This is a genomic window from Limnohabitans sp. TEGF002, from assembly GCF_055395845.1.
In genome coordinates, this window is sequence record NZ_AP029224.1 from 3,017,327 (window position 1) to 3,037,505 (window position 20,179).

The window sequence follows — 20,179 nt, forward strand, 5'->3', positions numbered from 1 at the left end:
GCACGCCCCGCCATGGCCTTGGTCCTGCTCAACCCCCATGCACAAGGCGGCCGCGCGGCGCGGCGCATTCCGGCCCTGCGGGCGTGGCTGGCAGCGCATGCGCCGAATGCACAACTGGCTGCCCCCGAAGCCTTGAGCGACAGTGTGGCCCTGCTGCAGTCGCTGCCCGAAGGCAGCCGCGTGGTGGTGGTGGGTGGTGACGGCACACTCAACCGCTGGCTGCCCATGCTGCTGGCGCGGCGATTCACCGTGGGCCTGGTGCCCATGGGCAGTGGCAACGACAGTGCCCGCGCTTGGGGGGTGGATGGTCTGCCTTGGGCAAAAGCCTTGGCGCTGGCATTGCAAGGCCCCGCGCAAGCCATCGACACCGGCCTGGCCCACTGGTGCGACCTGCAAGGGCAAACACACCACTCCCCTTTTCTGTCGAGCCTGACGGCCGGTTTTGACTCAGCCGTTGGGCTGCGTGCTCTGAATGGGCCGAGCTGGTTGCGCGGCTTACCCCGCTACCTGTGGGCCACGCTGCACGAGCTGATCCACCTGCGCCACTGGGAGCTGTCACTGCACAGTGATGGGCATTTAAAACACCAAGGTGCTTGCCTCTTTGCTTCCAGCCTGAATACCCCAACTTTTGGCTCAGGCATGCCGGCTGTGCCCCATGCGCAATTGGCCGATGGCCAGCTCAACGCCCTGTTGGCAGGCACCTTTGGCCGACTGGGCGCTCTGCTCATGCTGCCCCGTCTGCTGATCGGCCAACACCTCGGTCACCCGCGCATCGGCTGTTGGCCGTATCGCCAACTGGACATGTCCTGCACAGAGGGCGTTCCTTTGGCTGCCGATGGAGAATACCTGGGTGAAGCCCAGCATGTGCGCATCCACTGCCAAGCGGCCAGTTTGCTGGTGGTGCGGCGGTGATCCCAGCCGCCTTCCATCTTGGTTCACACCCGTGTTAGCGTTCTGTGTCACAGTTCGCGCATTGACTTAGAAATCTGAACGCTCATGAAAATACTGTTTGTCGCCGACCCGCTCGAATCCTTCAAGATTTACAAAGACACCACCTTCGCCATGATGCGCGAAGCGCAAAAACGCGGCCACCAAGTGGTGGCCTGCCAGATGACCGATGTGCGCTGGCAGCGTGGCGAGTCTGTATCGGCGCAAGTTCGCCACATCACACTCACCGGGCAGCCAGACACTTGGTTCACCGAAACTTCTTCGAGCCGCGCCAACCTCAAGGACTTTGACGCGGTCATCATGCGCACCGATCCGCCCTTTGACAGCGAGTATTTTTACGCCACGCACCTGCTGAGCCAAGCCGAGCGCGAAGGGGCCAAGGTCTTCAACAGCCCCGCTGCATTGCGCAACCACCCTGAAAAGCTGGCCATTCTGGAGTTTCCCCAGTTCATCGCGCCCACGCTGGTCACGCGCAATGAAGCCGACATCCGCGCCTTCCATGCCGAGCACGGCACCATCATCCTGAAGCCCCTGGACGGCATGGGCGGTACGGGCATCTTCAAGGTGGGTGCCGACGGCCTGAACCTGGGCGTGATCATCGAGACACTCAACCGGGGCGGTTCACAAACCGTGATGGTGCAAAAGTTCTTGCCGGGCATTGCACAAGGCGACAAACGCGTACTCTTGATCGGCGGCAAGCCCGTGCCGTTTTGCCTGGCCCGCATTCCGCAAGGCGGCGAAGTGCGCGGCAACCTGGCAGCAGGCGGCAAGGGCGTCGCACAGCCCATCTCTGCGCGTGACCGCGAAATCGCCGAAGCACTGGGCCCGATCCTGTTCGCACGAGGCCTCATGCTGGTGGGCCTGGACATCATTGGCGAGAGCCTCACCGAAATCAACGTGACCAGCCCCACCTGCTTTCAGGAAATCACCGACCAGATGGGCTGTGATGTGGCGGCGCTGTTCATGGACGCGGTGGAAGCGGCACTCTGAAGAAACTCGGTTAGGGGTTCAAACCCCCACCCTCAAAGGTGTACAGCCGCCCCGGCTCAAACGGCACCCAACTTTCATCGGTGGTCAGCGGCTGTGTGACGACCACAGCCACCCGATCGGTCTCTCGGGTGTGCTCGGCAAAGTTCACACTCAGGTCCTCGTCACTCAAGGTCGCTTGTGTGAAAGGGTGTTTGCGCAGCACGTAGTGCAAGTGGGTGCTGGCGTGTGACCACAGCGCCTGGCCGTTCGACAGCAAAAAGTTGAACGTCCCATGCTTGGCGATCTGCGGCACCAGCTCGCGCAGGGTGCAGCTGAGCTCGTGCACGCTGGGCACACTGGCGTGTGACTTGGCCAGCTCTTGCATGAGCCAGCAAAACGCCCGTTCGCTGTCGGTCTGGCCCACGGGTTTGAAGCTGCCGTGCAGGCGCGGCGCAAAGTCCACCAGGTTGCCGTTGTGCGCAAACACCCAGTAGCGGCCCCACAGTTCGCGCACAAAGGGGTGGCAGTTTTCCAGGCTCACTTCGCCTTGTGTGGCTTTTCGGATATGGGCAATGACGTTCTGGCTTTTGATCGGGTAGCGACGAATCAGCTCGGCAATCGGCGAGCTGCTGGCGCTTTGGTGGTCCACAAAGTGGCGCACGCCCTGCCCTTCAAAAAAGGCGATGCCCCAACCGTCCCCGTGGTGGTCGGTGTGGCCTCCGCGCTGGGCAAAGCCGCTGAAGCTGAAAGTCACATCGGTCGGGGTGTTGGCGTTCATGCCGAGCAGTTGGCACATGGTTCAGTCTTTCTTGGGGGTCGCTGGAGCTTCCCCCATTTTCCACGCAGCCAACAAGGCCAGCGCGGTCATGGTGGCCAAAAACACAAAGGTCTCGTTGAAGGCCCGCAAATCGGCGCGTCCCGGATGGCTGGCCGTTAGGGCGTACACCGCCAAACGCCACTCCAGCACGATGGCGCAAATGCTCACGCCTGCCGCGCCGCCCAGCATGCGCACAAAACCAATCACACTCGACGCTTGCGGGATCAGGTCTTTGGGCAAACCGCGCAAAGCCCCCAAGTTGAGCGAAGGCAAGATGAAGCCCAGGCCAATACGCCCCAGGATCACCAAAATCCAGAGCAAGGCCAAACCCGCCGCCGGGTGGACCAAGGGCATGAGGGCAAACGACAGCGCCAACAAAGCCAGGCCCCAACTCACCCAATGGGCGGGCGGCATGTGGTGCGACAAACGCCCCACCGACGCGATGGTCACGGCCAGCAAGATGCCAGCCGGCAACAAAGCGGCACCGATGTAGGACGGCGACAGACCCAAGCCCATCTGCATGTAGACCGGCAGCAAATAGGTGGAACCAAACAGCGCGATGCCGTAGGTGAACGACACCAGCGCCCCCATGGCGAAATGGCGGTGGCCAAACACCTGCAGGTTCATGAGCGGACCACGCCGCACCTGGCGGACTTGGCGCAGGGCTTGGCCTTCTCGGTCTGAGGAGGCGCGTCGCACTCGACTGCCCGACTTCAGCAAATGCCGCTGCCAGGCCACAAACACCGCCATGCCCACAACCGCCAGCGCCAGCAGTGCCAAGGCCAGCGTGTGGTCATCGCTGCGCAACTGCACGAGGCCATTGAGCAGCATCAAGGTGGAAACACTGGCCAGCGCCAGCCCGATCCAGTCCAGCCCCGGGCTGTCCGCATCGGCCTGCACACCGCCCGGGGCCGACGTGGGCACGTAGCGGCGCGACAACCACAGCGCCACCATGGCCAACGGCACCACCATGAAAAAGATCGAGCGCCAGCCGAACACATCGACCAACACGCCGCCGATGCTGGGGCCAATGGCCGGGGCCAGCACCACGCCCATGCCAAACAAGCCACTGGCGCGGCCCTGCTCTTCGGACGCAAAAGCACGCAAGATGATGATGGCCGGAATAGGTTGCACCACACCCGCCGCCAAGCCCTCGGCCACGCGCGCGGCCATGACCAGCGGAAAGTCGTTGGCCAAACCGCCCACCACACCGCCGCCCAGCAGCAGCCACATGCACACCTCGTACACCCGGCGGTAACCGTAGCGCGACAGCAACCAGGGCGTGGTGAGCATGGACACCGTCATCGCCACCATGAAGCCCGAGGTGACCCACTGCACCCGGCTTTGGCCCAGGGTGAAGTGCTGGCTCATGTCGGGGATGGCCACGTTCATGATGGTGGATGACATGACCGCTGCCATGGAGCCCAGCATGACCGACAGCAGCAGCAACCAGCGGTGCCGCTCGCCATAACGCGCTTGCAGCGCCTGCAGGCTGTGGGGGCCTTGGGCCTGGGTCATGCGCGCCCCGTCTGCAAGGGGTCTGGCGGTGTGTCTTGGGGCTTGGCCACACAGGCCGCGCAAATGCAGGCCTTGTTGCGCGCTGCCACTGGCACCTGTTTCAACAAATCGGCGCTGAACTCAACCAGCGTGCACCAGCAGGGCGCGGTCGTCTCAGACGCGATTTTGGGCGTGGTCATGGCGCAGGCATTTGGCTGCCCACACAAGGGACAGTGGCAAGGGTCAATGGCAAGCTTAGTCATGACCGAGCGCGTTCAGTTCTTGCCTTGCCGACGCCGCTGCGCATCACGCCACAGGCGAATGGCCAACACCACCAGAGGCCCGGTGTGCAAGAAGAAGTCAAAGATGTCGATGGGTTTGCTCAAAGTGCCGTTCAACAGCATGCGCCACTTTTCCACCAAATGCGGCTCGGGCAAAAATGGCGCCCCTGCCAAATAGACGGCAATGCCCACCAGACACAACATCGGAATCCGGTCTATCCAGCGCATCGCGCCCTCCTGAAAACCCTATTTTCGGGCATGCACACGCCGCGGCAGATGACCCACAGCAAAACGGCTCCAGAAGGAGCCGTTTTTCAGGTTTCCGAACGGACCAAAATCAGGCTGCCTTGACCTTCAAGCGCCAAGCGTGCAGCAGCGGCTCGGTGTAGCCACTGGGCTGCGCCTTGCCTTTGAAGACCAGATCGCAAGCCGCTTTGTAAGCCGCCGACTTAGCGAAGTTGCCTGCCATGGGCTGGTAAGCCGCGTCGCCCGCGTTTTGCGCGTCCACCACAGCGGCCATGCGCTCCATGGTTTGCTTGACTTGCTTTTCGGTCACCACGCCGTGCTGCATCCAGTTGGCCATGTGCTGGCTGCTGATGCGCAGCGTGGCGCGGTCTTCCATCAGGCCCACGCCGTTGATGTCGGGCACTTTGGAGCAGCCCACGCCCTGGTCCACCCAGCGCACCACATAACCCAAGATGCCTTGGGCGTTGTTGTCGAGTTCCTTTTGCTTGTCTTCGGCAGACCAGTTGGCGGCGTCTTTGGCCACCACAGGGAACTGCAGCAAGGCGTTGAGGGTGTCTTCGCGCAGTTGTTTCGGGTCTTGCTTGGCAACGGCCTTTTCCATCTGCTTTTGCAGGGCCGGCACATCCACCTGGTGGTAGTGCATGGCGTGCAGCGTGGCGGCGGTGGGGCTGGGCACCCAAGCGGTGTTGGCACCGGCCAGGGGGTGACCGATCTTGGCTTTCAACATGTCGGCCATCAGGTCGGGCATGGCCCACATGCCTTTGCCGATCTGGGCACGACCGCGCAAGCCGCAGGCCAGGCCCACGTTGACGTTGTTCTTCTCATACGCACCCAACCAAGTGCTGTTCTTGATGTCGCCCTTGCGCATGACGGGACCTGCCAGCATGCAGGTGTGCATTTCGTCACCGGTGCGGTCCAGGAAGCCGGTGTTGATGAAGGCCACGCGGCTCTTGGCGGCGGCGATACAGGCTTTCAGGTTGGCGCTGGTGCGGCGCTCTTCGTCCATGATGCCCAGCTTGACGGTGGAGGGCTTCATGCCGATGACTTTTTCGACGCGGCCAAACAGCTCGTCGGCAAACGCGACTTCGGCGGGGCCGTGCATCTTGGGCTTGACGATGTAAACGCTGCCGGTGCGGCTGTTGCGCAGGGGGTGCGAGGACTTTTTCTGCAAGTCCACCAAGGCGCAGGTCACGGTGACCATGGCGTCCAGGATGCCTTCGGGGATTTCTTTGGTACTGCCGTCAGCGGCTTTGTACAAGATGGCGGGGTTGGTCATCAGGTGACCGACGTTGCGCACGAACATCAGCGAGCGGCCGTGCAGTTTGACGGTGTCTTTGCCCCCGGCAGCTCGACTGCCGGTTTTCGCGTTCGGCTTGGTGTACTCGCGGTCCGGGTTCATGGTGCGGGTGAATGTCTTGCCGCCCTTTTGTACTTCTTCGCTCAGGCTGCCTTGCAAAATGCCCAGCCAGTTGGCATAGGCCAGCACTTTGTCGTCGGCGTCCACAGCGGCGACCGAGTCTTCCAGGTCGAGGATGGTGGACAGGGCGCTTTCAGCGATCAGGTCCGACACGCCAGCGGGGTCGGTCTTGCCAATCGGCGTGGTCTTGTTGATTTGCAGATCGAGGTGGATGCCGTTGTGCACGAACAGCACGGAGGCCGGGGCCTTGGCATCGCCGGTGTAGCCCACGAATTGCTTGGCATCGGCCAGTGTGGTGCTCTTGCCGTTGGCCAGGGTCACGACCAGCTTGCCCGCTTTCACGGCGTAGCCCTTGCTGCCCACATGCGAGCCGGTCTTGAGCGGTGCAGTGCGGTCGAGCACGTTGCGGCAGTAGTCGATGACTTTGGCGCCGCGCTTGGGGTTGTAGCCCGAGCCTTTTTCGCAACCATCGGCTTCGCTGATCGCATCGGTGCCGTACAGCGCGTCATACAAAGAACCCCAACGGGCGTTGGCCGCGTTCAGGGCGTAGCGTGCGTTCAAAATCGGCACCACCAACTGTGGGCCAGCCAGCTTGGCCAGCTCGGCGTCCACGTTGGCGGTGGTGGCTTGGGCGTTCTTAGGTTCGGGCACCAGATAGCCGATCTGGCTCAAGAACTTACGGTACTCCTTCATGGCTTTGCCGGCGGCAACAGGGCCTGGATTGGCGGTGTGCCACTGGTCCATGGCGGTCTGGATGCGGTCACGCTCGGCCAGCAGGGCGATGTTTTTCGGGGCCAGATCGGCCACGATGTCGTTGAAGCCTTTCCAGAACTTGTCTTTGTCCACGCCCGTGGCGGGCAGCATCTGCTCGTTGATAAAGCTCAGCAGCGGGTTGGCCACTTGCAGGTTGTGGATGGTGGTGCGTGCAGTCATGAAAACCTCTGGGGTCAAGTCAAAAAAATGGGGGATGGCCTCTGCTCAAAGCAAACCAGTTGCGATGTGGCCCATGAGATCAAACACTCTATTCTAAATTTAGACGCTGATAAACCCGCCAGATCTTCATAGACCCATGACTTTTAAGCACAAATCCAAACGCGCTGGACATGGCCATGGGCCATCGTTGGATGGCTAAAAACAGGCCACGCCTGACTGTCCCGGCGGACACTACGAGCCCTGGGGCCCCGCTGCGCAGTGCGGTTTAATTCAGGCATGACAAGCCCTCACACTCCAGAGATTCTGATCAGCGAAGTCGGCCCGCGCGATGGCCTGCAGTCGGTCAAGGCCACCATGCCCACCGCCGACAAGCTGCGCTGGATTGAAGCCCTGGCCGCGGCAGGCCTGCGAGAGATCGAAGTGGCCTCCTTTGTCCCCGCCCAACTTTTGCCGCAAATGGCCGACGCCGCGCAGGTGGTGCAACACGCGCTGCGCCACACGGGCGTGCGCATCATGGCTTTGGTGCCCAACTTGCGCGGCGCGCAGGCCGCTCTGGCGGCGGGTGCCCAAAAGCTCACCTTGCCCGTATCGGCCAGCCCCGCGCATTCCATGGCCAATGTGCGCAAAACACCTGAGGCCATGGTCGACGAGGTCCGGGCCGTCTTGCGCCTGCGCGACGAGGTCGCGCCCGGCGTGCCGGTGGAGGTCGGCATGTCCACCGCCTTTGGCTGCACCCTACAAGGCCAAGTGCCCGAGGACGATGTGCTGCGCCTGGCCCAGTTGCTGGCCGAGGCGGGCGTGGACGAAATCGGCCTGTCGGACACCACCGGCATGGGCAACCCGGCGCAGGTGAGCCGACTGTTCAAGCGCATGTTCCAGGAGATCGGCCCCCTCACAGGTGCCGCCCACCTGCACAACACCCGTGGCCTGGGGCTGGCCAATGCCTTGGCCGCTTACGAGGCGGGCGTCCGCACGTTTGACAGCTCGCTCGGCGGCTTGGGCGGCTGCCCTTATGCGCCGGGGGCTTCGGGCAATGTGGTCACCGAAGATTTGGTGTTCATGTTCGAAGCCATGGGTGTGTCCACAGGGGTCGATCTGAACCGGCTCATGGCCGCCCGCGAACCCCTCAAAGCCGGGCTGCCTGGTGAGCCCGTATATGGCATGACACCCGAGGCGGGACTGCCCAAGGGCTGGCGCACTTGATCAAAACAGGCCAATGAGCCGCCGAAAAGCCAGCATTCCAACCCTGAACCCGCATAATCAACCCGCATGGACAAGCTCAAAGCCTTCGAAACCTTTGTCTCGGTTGCCACCAAGGGCAGCCTGACCGCTGCGGCTCGGGCGGAAGGCGTGGCCCCGGCCATCATCGGCCGCAGGCTCGATGCGCTGGAAGAAAGCCTGGGCGTCAAGCTGCTGGTGCGCACCACACGGCGCATCACCCTGACCCACGAAGGCAGCGCCTTTCTGGAAGATTGTCAGCGCTTGCTCTCGGATGTGGCCAATGCCGAAGCCAGCGTGTCAGCGGGTGGCGTCAAAGCCAGTGGGCATTTGCGCATCACCGCACCGGCCGGGTTCGGGCGTCGCCATGTGGCCCCCTTGGTGCCGCGTTTTCGCGAACTGCACCCCGATGTGTCGATATCCCTCAATTTGAGCGACCGCGTGGTGGACTTGGCCGCCGAGGGTTTTGACTGCGCTGTGCGGGTGGGCGACCTGCCCGACAGCTCGCTGGTGAGCGTGCGCATGGCCGACAACCGCCGCCTGTGCGTGGCCACCCCGGCTTATCTGGCTCGGCGCGGCACGCCTGCTCAGCCATCCGACTTGCTGCAACACGACTGCCTGACCCTGTCGAGCGACGCCTCGCAAACCCGGGGCTGGGCCTTTCGCAACCCCACGGACGGCGGGCACGAGGTGGTGCACCTGCGCCCAGGAGGTCCGCTCGACTGCTCGGATGGGCAGGTGCTGCACGACTGGTGCCTGGCCGGTTACGGCATCGCTTGGCGCAGTACATGGGAAGTGGAGGGCGAAATCCGCTCCGGTCAGTTGGTGGCCGTGCTGGAAGACTTTGCCGCCCCGCCCAACGGCATTTACGTGGTGTTTCCGCAGCGCAAGCACTTGCCGCTGCGCGTGAGGCTGTGGATCGATTACCTCAAACACCACTACGCGCAGCCCGGTTACTGGCAAAACAGCCCGGCTTGACCGCATTGCCAGTTCGTCTGGCCGATCCAGGGTGTGGCCCACCAGCAATTCCACACACAAAATTCACCCGCCCGCCAAGCAAACCCCAGCCTGAAGCCCCAGGCCCGTAAAATCGCGCCTTATGCTTTCTGCCAAACAACATTTGCTCACGGCCCTGGCCTCTGAGCTTGAAAAACTCCAAACCGGCGCGGGTGCGCGTGCGGCCTTCGAATCGCCCAAAGTGGCCGCACATGGCGACCTGGCCTGCACCGCAGCCATGCAATTGGCCAAAGCCCTCAAGCAAAACCCCCGTCAACTGTCTGAAGCTCTGCGCAGCGCCTTACTGGCCACCCCCGCCTTCGAGCGCTGGGTCGACGCCATCGAGATCGCCGGGCCCGGCTTCATCAACATCCGCCTCAAAGACGCGGCCAAACAGGCCGTTGTGCACGAAGTGCTGCAAGCGGCCGAATGCTTTGGCGAGCAAGCCGCCCAGCCGAACAAGGTGCTCGTTGAGTTCGTCTCGGCCAACCCCACGGGTCCGCTGCATGTGGGCCATGGCCGCCAAGCGGCTTTGGGCGACGCGATTTGCAATTTGCTGGCCACACAAGGCCTGCAGGTCTACCGCGAGTTTTATTACAACGACGCGGGCGTTCAGATCGGCACGCTGGCCAAGAGCACCCACATGCGGGCGCAGGGCATCCAACCCGGTGATGCCTCTTGGCCCACCGACCCGGACAACCCCGAAAGCAAAGCGTTCTACAACGGCGACTACATCCAGGACATCGCCAACGATTTTCTGGCGGGCAAAACCGTTCAGTCCGACGACCGCAGCTGCACAGCCAGCGGCGATGTGAATGACGTGGACGGCATGCGCGAGTTCGCCGTGGCCTATTTGCGCCGCGAACAAGACCTGGACTTGAAAGCCTTTGACGTTCGCTTTGACAACTACTACCTCGAGTCCAGCCTGTACACCAGCGGCAAGGTCGATGCGGCGGTGCAAAAGCTCAAGGACGCGGGCAAGACCTACGAGCAAGACGGCGCGCTGTGGCTGAAATCCACCGACTACGGTGACGACAAAGACCGCGTCATGCGCAAGGGCGACGGCACCTACACCTACTTTGTGCCCGATGTGGCCTACCACATCGCCAAGTGGGAACGCGGCTTTTCACGCGTCGTGAACATTCAGGGCACCGACCACCACGGCACCATCGCCCGCGTGCGCGCAGGCCTGCAGGCCGCAGGCGTGGGCATCCCCGAGGGCTACCCCGACTACGTGCTGCACACCATGGTGCGCGTGATGCGCGGCGGCGAAGAAGTCAAGATCTCCAAACGCGCAGGCAGCTACGTCACGCTGCGCGATCTGATCGAGTGGACCAGCAAGGATGCGGTGCGTTTCTTTTTGCTCAGCCGCAAGCCCGACACCGAATACATCTTCGACATCGACTTGGCGCTGGCGCAAAACAACGACAACCCGGTGTACTACGTGCAATACGCCCATGCCCGCATTTGCTCGGTGCTGGCGGCTTGGAAAGAAAAAGACGGCGGCGACATCGCCAGCCTGACCCACGCCGACCTCTCGCCGCTGCAAAGCCCACAGGCCCATGCGCTGATGTTGGCCCTGGCCAAATACCCCGAGATGCTGACCTCGGCCGCCACCGACTTTGCGCCACACGACGTGACGTTTTATTTGCGCGACCTGGCCTCGCAGTACCACAGCTACTACGATGCCGAGCGCATTTTGGTGGACGACGAAGCGGTCAAGAAAGCGCGCTTGGCCCTGGTGGCTGCCACCGCACAAGTGCTGCGCAACGGCCTCAAAGTGCTGGGTGTGTCGGCACCGCAAAAAATGTAAAGGGACGGATCATGCAACTCCACAGCCAACGCGGCGGTACTTTTCTGGGCTTCATCATCGGTTTGGTGTTGGGCCTGGGCGTGGCCTTGGCCGTGGCCATTTATGTGACCAAGGTGCCCACACCTTTCTCCAACAAGAACCAGCCCCGCACCAACGACCAGGACGTGCAGGAAACTGAAAAGAACAAGGACTGGAACCCGAACAGCGTGTTCCAACCCAAGCCACCTGCTGAAGCACCTGCCGCACCCGCAGCCCCCACGCCTGACGCAGGTGCCGATAAAACGGCCCCTGGCACTGTGGGCAAAAGCGCCCCAGATGCAGCCAAAGCCGAACCACGCCCGGCCGTCACTGCCGATCCGTTGGGTGATTTGGCCAAGTCCAAATCAGGGCTGAGCACCCCCGCTGCGCCAGCCAATGCCGCCGACCCCTTTGACTACGTGATCCAGGTAGGTGCCTACCGAACCAGCAACGATGCCGACGCCCAAAAAGCCAAGTTGGCCTTAATGGGTCTGGACGCCAAGGTTTCTGAACGCGAGCAAGCAGGACGCACGGTGTATCGCGTACGCTTAGGACCTTTCCCAGACAAAGCCGCCGCAGATCGCATCCGCACGCGCCTGGAAGGCAGCGGCATCGACAACACCTTGGTGCGAGTTCAACGCTGAACCCGCCCCCCTCTTTTGGAGCATGACCATGAAACGCCGCCTCTTCTCTTCTGCCTTGCTGACTGCCAGCGCATGGCTGAGCGCCCCTGTGGCCTGGGCTCAGGCCGCCCTGTTCAAGTCCGGCAAGGACTTTTTGACGCTGGAGCGCCCCATCGCCACCGAAGCCGGTGCAGGCAAGATCGAGGTCATCGAGTTCTTCTGGTACAGCTGCCCGCACTGCAATGCTTTTGAGCCCAGCTTTGCCCAATGGGCCAAAACTGCCCCGAAAGACGTTGTGGTGCGCCGAATGCCCGTGTCTTTCCGTGACGACTTTGCCCCCCAGCAGCGCCTGTATTTCACGATTGAGACCATGAACTTGATGGAAACGCTGCACCCCAAGGTGTTTGCCGCGATCCATGTCGAGAAGTTGATGCTCAACACCGACGCCAGCGTTTTGGCCTGGGCAGAAAAGCAGGGCGTGGACAAAGTCAAGTTCAACGAGGTTTACAAATCTTTTGGCGTGGCCTCGAAGCTCAAGCGGGCGGTGCAACTTCAAAACGATTTCAAGGTCGAAGGCGTACCCTCCTTGGGTGTGGCTGGGCGTTACTACATCGATGGCACCTTGGCAGGCAGCATGGACCGCGCCCTCAAAGTCGCGGAATCCCTGGTCGCCCAGTCACGCAACAACCCAGGCAAAACGGCTCCAGCCAAAAAACAAAGCTGAGGCCACAGGCCCACAACGGGGTCCTGCCGTAGAACCAGCCCGCCAGACCCCGGTCTGAGCGGGTTTTTTTATGCCACAAGCCCTCGCCCGACGCCGATACGCCCTGGCTTACGCCTACAATCAAAATCCGTTCTCAGCAAGATTCATGCCCCAAATGAAAACCCTCCGCATCATCGGCCTCCTCGCCTCAGGGTTGAGCTTGTTCAGCATGCCTGCTTGGGCAGAGAAAGCCGACAGGGACAAACCCATGCTCATCGAGGCCGACGCCATGCGCCACGATGAGAGCAAATTGCTCACCATCTTCACGGGCCAAGTGGTGGCCTTCAAAGGCACGATGGTGCTGCGCGGCGCACGCATGGAAGTGCAACAAGACAAAGAAGGCCAACAAATCGCACACGTCTGGGCTGCCCCCAATGAGCGGGTGTTCTTCCGCCAAAAGCGTGAAGGGGTGGACGAATTCACCGAAGGTGAAGGCGAAATGGCCATCTACGACAGCCAAGCCGATGTGGTCACCTTGATCCAGCGGGCCGAGGTGCGAATTTTGCGTGGCACGGTGCTGGCCGATCAGATCAACGGCCAGAAGATCGTGTTCAACAACACCACCGAAGTGATGACCGTGGACCGCCCCGCCGCTGGCGGCAAAGCCACCGACCCACGCGACCAACGTGTGCGCGCAGTGCTCACGCCCAGAAAAACCAACCCAGCCGCCACGCCAGTTGCACCGTCAACACCCATCCCAGCACTGCGGGTCAGCCCTGGCACCCGTGAGGGCACCAAGCCATGAGCGAGCCTGTGGTCACCAGTCGGCTGGAAGCCCACCACCTGCAAAAAGCCTATGGCAGCCGCAAAGTGGTGCATGACGTGTCGGTGCAAGTGGACAAAGGCGAAGTCGTTGGTCTGCTCGGCCCCAACGGCGCAGGCAAAACCACCTCGTTTTACATGATCGTGGGCCTGGTGCGGGCCGATGGCGGGCAGATCCTGATCGACGGCGAAGACGTCACACGCATGCCCATCCACAAGCGCTCGCGCATGGGCTTGTCATACCTGCCACAAGAAGCCTCCATCTTTCGCAAGCTGACGGTGGCCGAGAACGTGCGCGCCATTTTGGAGCTGCAAACCAACGACCAGGGCCAAGGCTTGTCGTCTGCCGACATCGAAAAACACCTGACCGAATTGCTGGGCGATTTGCGTGTCGACCACCTGCGGGACTCGCCTGCGGTGGCGCTGTCGGGTGGTGAACGCCGCCGCGTGGAGATTGCCCGCGCCTTGGCCACCAACCCGCGCTTCATTTTGTTGGACGAACCCTTTGCCGGTATCGACCCGATTGCCGTGATCGAGATTCAGCGCATCATTGCCTTCCTCAAACAGCGTGGCATTGGCGTGCTCATCACCGACCACAACGTGCGCGAAACCCTGGGCATTTGCGACCACGCCTACATCATCAGCGAAGGTCGCGTGCTGGCTGAGGGCACGCCCGACGAGATCGTGACCAACGCCGATGTGCGCCGGGTGTACCTGGGCGAACACTTCAGGATGTGATGAACACCCCACGCGTCCACAACCAGAGCGCACAGCCATGAAACCCGGCCTGTCGCTTCGCATGTCCCAGCACCTGGCGCTCACGCCCCAGTTGCAACAATCGATCCGCCTGCTGCAGCTGTCTACGCTGGAGCTGTCGCAAGAGGTCGACCAAATGCTGGACGACAACCCGTTTCTGGAGCGCGCCGAAGAAGAAGCCACGGCCGAAGCCTTTGGCCTGGACCAGGCCGACACCCACGTCAGCTTGGGAGACCGGGTGAGTGAAAGCGCCAGCACAGCCAGCAGCAGCGACGACAGCGCCAGCGAAACCCGCGACGAAGCCGTGACCGATGTGGCCGAGAGCTGGGACGGCGACGGCAGCGTGGACATGCGCCCCGACGACAGCGAGTGGGGTGGCGACGCCACACCACGACAAAACAACGGCGAGGAAACCGCCGACGCGATTGACCTGGCCCGCAGCAGCGGGTCCCTGACCGACTTTTTGCACCGCCAGGCCTTGTCGCTGCGCCTGTCCGAAGTGGACCGCGCCGCACTGCGCTTTCTGATCGAGTCGCTCAACGACGACGGCTACCTGACCGACACCCTGCCCGAGTTGGCGGCCAGCTTGGCGGGCAGCGACGACTACGAACAGATCGACGAGCTGGTGCACCGTTTCACCGTGGCACTGGGCTTGCTGCAGTCGCTCGAACCCGTGGGCGTGGGCGCGCGCGACTTGGCCGAATGCCTGCGCATCCAAGTCAAGGCCTGGCTCAAAGACGACCCTCAAGATGAAGTGGCCCAAGCAGCGCTGGCCGTTTGCGCGCAGCCACTGGAAATGTTGGCCAAGCGCGATTACAAGCGTTTGGCGGCGGCCTGCGGCCTGAGCGAAGCCGTGGTCAAAAGCGCGATCCCCTTCATCGCCCGGCTCGAGCCCAAACCCGGTCGCCCCTTTGTGCAGGCCGAGCAAAACATCATCATTCCCGATGTGTTGGTGGTCAACACCAGCAAGACGGCCACGCCCAAATTCCGCATCCAGCTCAACCCCGATGTCATGCCCAAGCTGCGCGTACACGACATCTATGCCAACGCTTTGCGCGGCGGCAAGGGCGACAACCATGCGGGTCTTCAGCAGCGCCTGCAAGAAGCACGCTGGTTCATCAAGAACATCCAACAGCGCTTTGACACCATCTTGCGCGTGTCCACCGCCATTGTGGAGCGGCAAAAGAACTTCTTGACGCACGGCGAGCTGGCCATGCGCCCGCTGGTGCTGCGCGAGATCGCCGACGAGCTGGGCATGCACGAGTCCACCATCAGCCGTGTGACCACGGCCAAGTACATGTCCACGCCGCAAGGCACGTTTGAGCTGAAGTATTTCTTTGGCTCGGGCCTGGGCACCGACAGCGGCAGCGCGGCATCCAGCACCGCCGTGCGGGCGCTCATCAAGCAGTTTGTCGCGGCCGAAAAACCCGCCAAGCCCCTGTCAGACAACCAGATTTCCGAGATGCTGAAAGAACAAGGCATCGACTGCGCACGTCGCACGGTGGCCAAGTACCGTGAAGCCCTGAAGATCGCGCCTGCGAACCTGCGCAAAACCCTTTGAGAGTATTTGAGTGAATTCATTGAACCTGTTCATGCCTTGCGCCGCGGGCGTTGAAGGCTTTTTGGCCGACGAGGTGCACGCCATCACCGGCCTGACGGGCCACGACCTGCTGACCGGACGCGGTGGTGTGATGGCCCGCGCCTCCTGGCGCGATGCCATGCGCATCAACCTGCACAGCCGCCTGACGCAGCGTGTGCTGGTGCAACTGTCGGTCACCGACTACCGCAACGAAAACGACCTCTACAACGCGGCCAGCGACGTGGCTTGGGAAATCTGGTTCACCCCCAAGCAAACTTTCAAGATCGACATCACGGCGCAGCACAGCCCGCTGACCAGCCTGAACTTTGCGGCCCTCAAGATCAAAGACGCGGTGGCCGACCGCTTTCGCGCCAAACGCGGTGAGCGCCCCAGCGTCGACACCAGCTGGCCCGACGTGCGCATCTACGCACACCTGACGCCCGAAACGGCCACGCTCTACATCGACACCTCGGGCGAACCTTTGTTCAAGCGCGGCTGGCGTACCGACAAAGGCGACGCGCCTTTGAAGGAAACATTGGCTGCCGCCATGATCGCGGCCAGTGGCTGGGACGCCACAGTCCCCCTGTACGACCCCTGCTGCGGCAGCGGCACCATCCCGATCGAAGCGGCGCAAATCGCTTGTGGCATCGCCCCCGGTTTGCAGCGGCGGTTTGGCTTTGAGAAATTGCTGCCCTTCCAAAACCACGTCTGGCAAGGCCTGATCGAAGAAGCACGCGATAACGAACACGAACCCACCGCGCCAGTCTTCGGCAGCGATGTGGCCTTCCGCATGGTCGACTTTGCCGAGCGCAACGCCGAACGCGCAGGTGTGTCGGGCGTGATCGAGTTCCGGGGCGGTGACGCGCTTCAACGCATGCCGCCCAGCGAAACACCCGGCGTGATGCTGCTCAACCCGCCTTATGGCGAGCGCATTGCGGCGGCGGGTGTGGCGGGGCGTGGGCGTGACAGTTTCCAACCGGGAGCTCTGGCCAACGCGCGCGCGTCTGAACAAAGCCACCACCGCGAAACCGCACAGACCGATGACGGCGGCGACTTCTTTGCCCAACTGGCCAGCCACTGGAAGAAAAACTACAGCGGCTGGAGCGCCTGGATGCTCACGCCCGACCTGAAGCTGCCCAGCAAGATGCGCCTCAAAGAATCGCGCCGCGTGCCCATGTGGAACGGCCCCATTGAATGCCGCTTGTTCCGCTTTGACATGATCAAAGGCAGCTTGAAACGCAATGCAGCCCCCAACGCCGACACACCGGGGGCTGACGAAACGCCTGCGTCATGAGCGCTGCCGCAGATGCGCAAGCCCCGGTGCGGCGCGTGCTGGACACCAATATCGTGCTCGACCTGTGGGTGTTTGACGAACCCAAGGCCGAAGCACTGCGCACCAGCGTGGAGAGCGGCAGCACGCAGTGGCTGGCCACCGCCGCCATGCGCGAAGAGCTGGCCCGCGTGTTGGCCTACCCGCAAATCGTCAAGCGCTTGACCGCCCGAGCCCTGCCCGCCGACACCGTGCTGGCGCACTTTGACCGCCATGTTCAGCTGCAGCCCGACGCGCCCAAAGCGCCCTACGCCTGCAAAGACACCGACGACCAGAAATTCATCGATCTGGCCGTTGCCCACACGGCTGCCCTGCACAGCAAAGACGCACAAGTGCTCTGCATGAAAAAGCGCCTGGAGCGCTGCGGCGTGGCGCTGAACCCGGTCACTACAATTCCCGCCTGAACACAGGAACACACCATGAACACGACCGCTGGCTTGGAAGCCGAAGACTTTGACACCCTGGACAACATCTTGGACGATCTGCGCGAGCGGTTTGAAGAGACACCTCAATGGGAATTTTGCGAGGGTTTCATGGCCGCGCTGGTGTGCTGCCGCCGCGCCATTCCCGATGCCGAATGGCTGCCCATGCTGCTGGGCGTGGACGAGGGTGAGGATGGCGGCAGCTTTGCCGACGACGCCCAGCGCCAGCAGTTCATGGCTTTGTGGCAGCGCCGCTTTGACGAAATCAAGCTGGCCCTGGACACCCCCGTGGAAGCGCTGGACGACGACAAGGCCTACGCCCCCGAAGTGATGGACGTGCGTGGTGCGATCGCCTCGCTGCCGCCCGAAGAGCGCGAAGAAATCGACGACAGCGAGATCCCCTCGTTTGCACAGGTGTGGGCGCTGGGCTTCATGTTCGCAGTGGAAAACTGGCCAGAAGAGTGGGCCACGCCCAAGGACAAAGACGCGGCCAAGTGGTACGACCTGTCGCTCGAAGCCATCGTGGCCCTGACCGAAGACGACGACGCGGTGCCAACCCTGTCGGCTTTGTCTGAAGACGGCCCACCCAGCGTGAGCGAAGAGCGCCTGAACGCTTATGGCGAGGCGCTGTGGGCGGTGTATGACCTGCGCGAGATCTGGCGCAACATTGGCCCGCGTGTGGCCCAGGTCATCAAAGAAGCCACACCGGGCCGCAACGATGCGTGTTCGTGCGGCAGCGGCAAGAAATACAAAAAGTGCTGCGGGGCTTGAGGCTAAACGCCCTCAAGCCCTCCACTGAGCCAGCGCGTCGCTGGTGGCTTCGGGCAGTTCTTCGGGGATGAAGTGGCCAGAGGCCATGACCTGCCCCGCCACATGGCCTGCGCACTGCGCTTGCCACAGCTCAACGGGCTTGAACATGCGATTGACCACGCCCCGATTGCCCCACAAGACCAGCGTGTCGCAGGCGATTTTGTCGCCACGCTCGCGACCTTCGCGGTCGTGTTGCAGGTCGATGCCTGCGCTGGCACGGTAGTCTTCGGCCGCGCTGTGGATGGCGGCTGACCAGCCCTTGTCGTTGAGCGCAGGGTTGCAAAAAGCGCGCTCGTACTCGGCCAGTGCTTCGGCTTCGATGTAGCCCATGCCTTGGCTGCCCCAACCGCCGAGCTTGGCGTGCAAGTAGGCCTTGGGGTTGCCGCCGATCATGAACTCCGGCAATGGCGCGGGTTGTGTCAGGTGGAACCAGTGGTAGTAGGCCTGCGCAAACGCAAAATAAGGGTCGGCCACTGGGCCTGACACTTCGGGTGTTTTCCCCCACAGACCGCTGTACATGTCAAAAGTGGGTGCGATGTCGATCACGCACAACTTTTTGACGCGCTGGGCATGGTCAAGCGCCAGCCGATGGGCCACACGACCGCCACGGTCGTGCCCGCACAAAAAGAAGTCACCCACGCCCAAGGCATCGAGCAAGCTCACCACCTCTTGTGCCATGGCGCGTTTGCTGTAGTGCAGGTGCTGCGCATCACCGACCGCATGCGATGAATCACCGTAGCCACGCAGGTCGGGCATGACCAAGCGGTAACGGCCGCGCAAGTTTTGCGCGACGCGGTGCCACATGACATGGGTTTGCGGAAAGCCGTGGAGCAACACCAGCACGGGCAGGTGCGCTTGCGCAGCCCAATCGGCCGAACGCCGAAAACAGACCGGCAAGCCCGCCACCGTGAGCGTTTGCTGCTCGAAGCCCTCAAACCAGGCCATCAGTCGACCTTGGCGCCCGAGGCTTTCACGACTTCGGCCCACTTCTTGTGCTCGGCATCGATCAGCGCCGCAAACTGTGCAGGTGTGTTGCCGCTCGGAATCGCACCCAGGGTTGCCAGGCGCTCTTTCATGGCCGGCGTGGCCAGTGATTTGGCGACTTCTTGCTGAATGCGGCTGACCACATCGGCGGGTGTGCCAGCCGGGGCCAGCAAACCGAACCAGCTGCTGGCTTCAAAGCCTTTGAGTCCTGCAGCCTCTTCCACCGTGGGCATCTCAGGCAAGGCTGCCGAGCGCTGGGCGCTGGTCACGGCCAAGGCCTTGAGCTTGCCCGCCTTGATGAGCTGCATGGCCGAGGGCAGGTTGTCGAACATCACGTCCATGCTGCCGCCCGCCAAGTCCAGCAAAGCAGGGCCAGAGCCACGGTAAGGGATGTGCGCCATGAAGGTGCCCGTCTGCGACTTGAACAGCTCGCCTGCCAAGTGGATGGAAGTGCCGTTGCCACTCGACGCCATGTTCAGCTTGCCAGGGTTGGCCTTGGCGTACTGGATGAAGTCTTTGACGTTGTTGATCTTGTTGGCCGCTGCTTTTTCGGCGTTGACCACCATCACGTTGGGCACACCCGCCACCAGTGTGATGGGGGCGAAGTCCTTAAAGGGGTCGTAGGGCAGCTTGGCGTACAGGGCGCGGTTGATGCCGTGCGTGCCCACCGTGCCCATGAGCAGGGTGTAGCCGTCGCCTGCCGACTTGGCCACTTGCTCGGCCCCGAGGTTGCCGCCTGCGCCGCCTTTGTTTTCGATGACGAACTGCTGACCAAAGGCTTTGGCCAAATCGGGTGCGATGGCGCGGGCCAGGATGTCGGTGGTACCGCCAGGCGCAAAGGGCACCACGATCTTGACCGGTTTGTTAGGCCAGGCGGTTTGCGCCCAGGCTGCTGAAGTGGTCGACAAAAGAATAGCCGCTGCCATGCCCAAGACAGGACGACGGGTGAAATGACGGGACAGTTGAACCATGCGTATCTCCTTGTTTTGATGCATCC

Annotated in this window: 20 protein-coding genes; 13 read left to right on the plus strand and 7 right to left on the minus strand. The window is 62.4% G+C overall.

The annotated features are described in order from the left end of the window. The first annotated feature begins 12 nt into the window (after positions 1-12). Together ACZ5SR_RS15135 and gshB are read left to right on the plus strand one after the other, a co-directional pair. Positions 13-912, plus strand: coding sequence for a diacylglycerol/lipid kinase family protein (locus tag ACZ5SR_RS15135; protein WP_464449449.1), 900 nt, complete (start codon positions 13-15; stop codon positions 910-912). Positions 913-996: 84 nt separating this feature from the next. Then, positions 997-1,938, plus strand: a complete 942-nt coding sequence (gshB, locus tag ACZ5SR_RS15140; RefSeq protein WP_464449450.1) for a glutathione synthase — start codon at positions 997-999, stop codon at positions 1,936-1,938. 10 nt (positions 1,939-1,948) lie between these two features. Here gshB and ACZ5SR_RS15145 read toward each other — a convergent pair whose 3' ends face one another. The 5 genes from ACZ5SR_RS15145 to ACZ5SR_RS15165 form a co-directional block, all read right to left on the minus strand. Next, positions 1,949-2,713, minus strand: a complete 765-nt coding sequence (locus ACZ5SR_RS15145; RefSeq protein WP_464449451.1) for a class II glutamine amidotransferase — start codon at positions 2,711-2,713, stop codon at positions 1,949-1,951. 3 nt (positions 2,714-2,716) lie between these two features. Next, positions 2,717-4,252 (minus strand): MFS transporter, encoded by a 1,536-nt coding sequence (locus ACZ5SR_RS15150; protein ID WP_464449452.1) that lies wholly within the window; start codon positions 4,250-4,252, stop codon positions 2,717-2,719. Next, the gene (locus ACZ5SR_RS15155; RefSeq protein WP_464449453.1) at positions 4,249-4,494 is read right to left on the minus strand and encodes a cysteine-rich CWC family protein; all 246 of its coding nucleotides are present in this window, start codon (positions 4,492-4,494) and stop codon (positions 4,249-4,251) included. Before ACZ5SR_RS15155 ends, ACZ5SR_RS15150 begins: the two co-directional genes overlap by 4 nt. Positions 4,495-4,506: 12 nt before the next feature. Continuing rightward, positions 4,507-4,740, minus strand: a complete 234-nt coding sequence (locus ACZ5SR_RS15160; protein ID WP_464449454.1) for a hypothetical protein — start codon at positions 4,738-4,740, stop codon at positions 4,507-4,509. A gap of 109 nt (positions 4,741-4,849) precedes the next feature. Next, positions 4,850-7,108: a malate synthase G gene (locus ACZ5SR_RS15165; protein ID WP_464449455.1), complete on the minus strand. Its 2,259-nt coding sequence runs from the start codon at positions 7,106-7,108 to the stop codon at positions 4,850-4,852. A 276-nt stretch (positions 7,109-7,384) separates the two neighbouring features. On the opposite strand from ACZ5SR_RS15165, the gene ACZ5SR_RS15170 reads away from it, so the two are divergent. The 11 genes from ACZ5SR_RS15170 to ACZ5SR_RS15220 all read left to right on the plus strand — a co-directional run bounded on the left by ACZ5SR_RS15170 (position 7,385) and on the right by ACZ5SR_RS15220 (position 18,159). Continuing rightward, the gene (locus ACZ5SR_RS15170) at positions 7,385-8,311 is read left to right on the plus strand and encodes a hydroxymethylglutaryl-CoA lyase (protein ID WP_464449456.1); all 927 of its coding nucleotides are present in this window, start codon (positions 7,385-7,387) and stop codon (positions 8,309-8,311) included. Positions 8,312-8,377: 66 nt separating this feature from the next. After that, complete coding sequence (locus ACZ5SR_RS15175; RefSeq protein ID WP_464449457.1) at positions 8,378-9,304, plus strand: LysR family transcriptional regulator; 927 nt, start codon at positions 8,378-8,380, stop codon at positions 9,302-9,304. 121 nt (positions 9,305-9,425) lie between these two features. After that, positions 9,426-11,135, plus strand: coding sequence for an arginine--tRNA ligase (argS, locus tag ACZ5SR_RS15180; protein ID WP_464449458.1), 1,710 nt, complete (start codon positions 9,426-9,428; stop codon positions 11,133-11,135). A gap of 11 nt (positions 11,136-11,146) precedes the next feature. Beyond that, complete coding sequence (locus ACZ5SR_RS15185) at positions 11,147-11,797, plus strand: SPOR domain-containing protein (RefSeq protein WP_464449459.1); 651 nt, start codon at positions 11,147-11,149, stop codon at positions 11,795-11,797. Positions 11,798-11,825: 28 nt separating this feature from the next. Next, positions 11,826-12,500, plus strand: a complete 675-nt coding sequence (locus tag ACZ5SR_RS15190; protein WP_464449460.1) for a thiol:disulfide interchange protein DsbA/DsbL — start codon at positions 11,826-11,828, stop codon at positions 12,498-12,500. Between the two features lie 154 nt (positions 12,501-12,654). Further along, positions 12,655-13,284 (plus strand): lipopolysaccharide transport periplasmic protein LptA, encoded by a 630-nt coding sequence (gene lptA / locus ACZ5SR_RS15195; RefSeq protein ID WP_464449461.1) that lies wholly within the window; start codon positions 12,655-12,657, stop codon positions 13,282-13,284. Further along, a complete protein-coding gene (gene lptB / locus ACZ5SR_RS15200) occupies positions 13,281-14,039 on the plus strand; it encodes an LPS export ABC transporter ATP-binding protein (protein WP_464449462.1) in 759 nt (252 codons plus the stop codon). The genes lptA and lptB overlap by 4 nt, the downstream gene beginning before the upstream one ends. Positions 14,040-14,076: 37 nt before the next feature. After that, entirely contained in the window at positions 14,077-15,618 is a 1,542-nt protein-coding gene (locus tag ACZ5SR_RS15205; RefSeq protein WP_464449463.1) for an RNA polymerase factor sigma-54, read from the plus strand. Positions 15,619-15,628: 10 nt separating this feature from the next. Continuing rightward, a complete protein-coding gene (locus tag ACZ5SR_RS15210; protein WP_464449464.1) occupies positions 15,629-16,930 on the plus strand; it encodes a THUMP domain-containing class I SAM-dependent RNA methyltransferase in 1,302 nt (433 codons plus the stop codon). After that, positions 16,927-17,370: a PIN domain-containing protein gene (locus ACZ5SR_RS15215; RefSeq protein ID WP_464449465.1), complete on the plus strand. Its 444-nt coding sequence runs from the start codon at positions 16,927-16,929 to the stop codon at positions 17,368-17,370. Before ACZ5SR_RS15210 ends, ACZ5SR_RS15215 begins: the two co-directional genes overlap by 4 nt. A 15-nt stretch (positions 17,371-17,385) precedes the next feature. After that, entirely contained in the window at positions 17,386-18,159 is a 774-nt protein-coding gene (locus tag ACZ5SR_RS15220) for a YecA/YgfB family protein (RefSeq protein WP_464449466.1), read from the plus strand. A 12-nt stretch (positions 18,160-18,171) separates the two neighbouring features. On the opposite strand, the gene ACZ5SR_RS15225 is transcribed toward ACZ5SR_RS15220, so the two are convergent. Continuing rightward, on the minus strand, positions 18,172-19,143 hold the full coding sequence (locus tag ACZ5SR_RS15225; protein ID WP_464449467.1) for an alpha/beta fold hydrolase: 972 nt from the start codon (positions 19,141-19,143) through the stop codon (positions 18,172-18,174). After that, positions 19,143-20,108, minus strand: coding sequence for a Bug family tripartite tricarboxylate transporter substrate binding protein (locus ACZ5SR_RS15230; protein WP_464451066.1), 966 nt, complete (start codon positions 20,106-20,108; stop codon positions 19,143-19,145). Before ACZ5SR_RS15230 ends, ACZ5SR_RS15225 begins: the two co-directional genes overlap by 1 nt. Between the last annotated feature and the right edge of the window lie 71 nt (positions 20,109-20,179).

Excerpts from the sequence above, each read along its gene's own strand:
- ACZ5SR_RS15135 (WP_464449449.1), top strand. The coding sequence starts at position 13 with ATGGCCTTGGTCCTGCTCAACCCCCATGCACAAGGCGGCCGCGCGGCG.
- gshB (WP_464449450.1), top strand. The coding sequence starts at position 997 with ATGAAAATACTGTTTGTCGCCGACCCGCTCGAATCCTTCAAGATTTAC.
- ACZ5SR_RS15145 (WP_464449451.1), bottom strand. The coding sequence starts at position 2,713 with ATGTGCCAACTGCTCGGCATGAACGCCAACACCCCGACCGATGTGACT.
- ACZ5SR_RS15150 (WP_464449452.1), bottom strand. The coding sequence starts at position 4,252 with ATGACCCAGGCCCAAGGCCCCCACAGCCTGCAGGCGCTGCAAGCGCGT.
- ACZ5SR_RS15155 (WP_464449453.1), bottom strand. The coding sequence starts at position 4,494 with ATGACTAAGCTTGCCATTGACCCTTGCCACTGTCCCTTGTGTGGGCAG.
- ACZ5SR_RS15160 (WP_464449454.1), bottom strand. The coding sequence starts at position 4,740 with ATGCGCTGGATAGACCGGATTCCGATGTTGTGTCTGGTGGGCATTGCC.
- ACZ5SR_RS15165 (WP_464449455.1), bottom strand. The coding sequence starts at position 7,108 with ATGACTGCACGCACCACCATCCACAACCTGCAAGTGGCCAACCCGCTG.
- ACZ5SR_RS15170 (WP_464449456.1), top strand. The coding sequence starts at position 7,385 with ATGACAAGCCCTCACACTCCAGAGATTCTGATCAGCGAAGTCGGCCCG.
- ACZ5SR_RS15175 (WP_464449457.1), top strand. The coding sequence starts at position 8,378 with ATGGACAAGCTCAAAGCCTTCGAAACCTTTGTCTCGGTTGCCACCAAG.
- argS (WP_464449458.1), top strand. The coding sequence starts at position 9,426 with ATGCTTTCTGCCAAACAACATTTGCTCACGGCCCTGGCCTCTGAGCTT.
- ACZ5SR_RS15185 (WP_464449459.1), top strand. The coding sequence starts at position 11,147 with ATGCAACTCCACAGCCAACGCGGCGGTACTTTTCTGGGCTTCATCATC.
- ACZ5SR_RS15190 (WP_464449460.1), top strand. The coding sequence starts at position 11,826 with ATGAAACGCCGCCTCTTCTCTTCTGCCTTGCTGACTGCCAGCGCATGG.
- lptA (WP_464449461.1), top strand. The coding sequence starts at position 12,655 with ATGAAAACCCTCCGCATCATCGGCCTCCTCGCCTCAGGGTTGAGCTTG.
- lptB (WP_464449462.1), top strand. The coding sequence starts at position 13,281 with ATGAGCGAGCCTGTGGTCACCAGTCGGCTGGAAGCCCACCACCTGCAA.
- ACZ5SR_RS15205 (WP_464449463.1), top strand. The coding sequence starts at position 14,077 with ATGAAACCCGGCCTGTCGCTTCGCATGTCCCAGCACCTGGCGCTCACG.
- ACZ5SR_RS15215 (WP_464449465.1), top strand. The coding sequence starts at position 16,927 with ATGAGCGCTGCCGCAGATGCGCAAGCCCCGGTGCGGCGCGTGCTGGAC.
- ACZ5SR_RS15220 (WP_464449466.1), top strand. The coding sequence starts at position 17,386 with ATGAACACGACCGCTGGCTTGGAAGCCGAAGACTTTGACACCCTGGAC.
- ACZ5SR_RS15225 (WP_464449467.1), bottom strand. The coding sequence starts at position 19,143 with ATGGCCTGGTTTGAGGGCTTCGAGCAGCAAACGCTCACGGTGGCGGGC.
- ACZ5SR_RS15230 (WP_464451066.1), bottom strand. The coding sequence starts at position 20,108 with ATGGCAGCGGCTATTCTTTTGTCGACCACTTCAGCAGCCTGGGCGCAA.